Raw genomic sequence first — 1,744 nt, forward strand, 5'->3', positions numbered from 1 at the left:
CCTGAGCCGCCAGCGCGGATGGCGCTGCCCACGGACCATGAACAGGTTATCGTGTGGGGCCGAGTCTTGTCGGGAGCAGAATAGCCGCAATTCCTTTGGTGCGCTCTGCCCGGCCCTGAGGTTGGCACCGATCGCGGACTGTTGCGCATTTTGGCGAGCCTTGAGCTTCCCGTTGGAGAGGTTTGTAACTTTAGACGCGGTCGGGCTTTCGACGAGGCTCTGCGCCCGTAAAGGACGTGGAGGAAGGAATGAGTGCTCTGGCTGTGCTTGATCCGCGTGCGGCATTTGTCGATGTCGGCAGCGAGAAGATGCATGTTTCGATCGGCGGAGGACTGCCTCGGGTGTTTGGCACGGTGACCTCGCAGTTGGAGGCGCTGCGGGACTTTCTGATCGAGCATCAGGTCCGCTCGGTGGCGATGGAGGCGACGGGCGTGTACTGGCTGCCGCTGTACGGCGTTCTGGAAGCCGCCGGCCTGGATGTCCGGATGGTCGATGGGCGCCAGACGCGCCATCTTCCGGGTCGCAAGAGCGACATGCAGGACTGTCAGTGGGGCTCGACCCTGCACGCTCATGGCTTGCTGCGGGCGGGGTTCGTTCCGCCGGCGCATATTCGTCGTCTGCAGGACTATGTGCGTCTGCGCGGGGAGCACATTGTGTCGGCGGCCGGGCATGTCCAGCACATGCAGAAGGCGCTGGAGCGGATGAATATCAAGCTGCACGCCGTGATCAGCTCGCTGACGGGGGCAAGCGGTCTTGCGGTGGTGCGCGCGATCCTTGCTGGCGAGCGCGATCCTGCAGCTCTACTGGAGCTGTGCGACGTGCGGATCCGCAAGGTCAAGGCCGAACGGGTCCTGGAATCGCTGCGCGGCGAGTGGGCCGACGAGCATCTGTTTGCGCTCGGGCAGGCGGTTCAGAGTTGGGACCATTACCAGGCGCAAATCACCGACTGCGACCGCAGGATCGAGGCAGTCCTCGCGCAGATGCCGGGGGGCGATGGGCCAGCGGGTGACGGGCCGGCGGCTGGGGTGGAGAAGCCTGCGAAGCCGCGGACCCGACCCGGCGTGAACACGCCGGAGATCTCCAACTTGCGCGAGCTGCTCGAGCGCATGTGCGACGGCAAGGACGCGACCACGCTGCCCGCCCACAGCGAATATACGGTCCTGCAGCTTGTCGGGGAGGTCGGCACGGATCTGACCAAATGGCCGACCGAGAAGCACTTTGCGTCATGGACCGGACTCGCGCCGGGCAGCGCCCAGAGCGGCAAGCGCCGAGCTGCGGTCAAGCGGCGCCGCAACCGCGCCGGGCAGATCTTCTGTGTGATGGCCCGCGCCCTGGCCCGCAGCAAATACATCGCCCTCGGCGGCTATTACCGACGGATGGCCGCGCGTCGCGGTGGCCTGGTCGCCAACAAGGCCCTGGCGCACAAGCTCGCCATCCTCTTCTGGCGCGTCATGGTCAAAGGCATGGACTACGTCGAAAAAGGTCTCGCCCACTATGAGGCCCAGGTCCTGGAAACCCGACAACGCCTCCTCCGCAGTCTCGCCAAACAGTTCGGTCAGCAACTCGTCCCGATCCAAGCCTCCCCATGACCCCAACCCATGTGTTCATGGAGAGGAGCGGCCAACGGCCGCGTCTCGAAGGGTGAGCAACAGTCTTGTCGTTGCCCATCCTTCGAGGCGGCGCAGGGGCGCCTCCTCAGAGGCCGTGAACTTTTGCAGTATGCCTCGACTATTGGAGTTACTCG

General features: G+C 64.8%; 1 protein-coding gene. It reads left to right on the forward strand.

Translation table 11 applies throughout. The features are described 5' to 3' along the window. Window positions 1-248 precede the first annotated feature (248 nt). Window positions 249-1,589, forward strand: a complete 1,341-nt coding sequence (locus ACOVRJ_RS16230) for an IS110 family transposase (protein ID WP_422044874.1) — start codon at window positions 249-251, stop codon at window positions 1,587-1,589. The last annotated feature ends 155 nt before the right edge of the window (window positions 1,590-1,744 follow it).

The sequence above is a fragment of the Roseateles sp. genome (assembly GCF_049240545.1).
GTDB lineage: Bacteria > Pseudomonadota > Gammaproteobacteria > Burkholderiales > Burkholderiaceae_C > Paucibacter_A.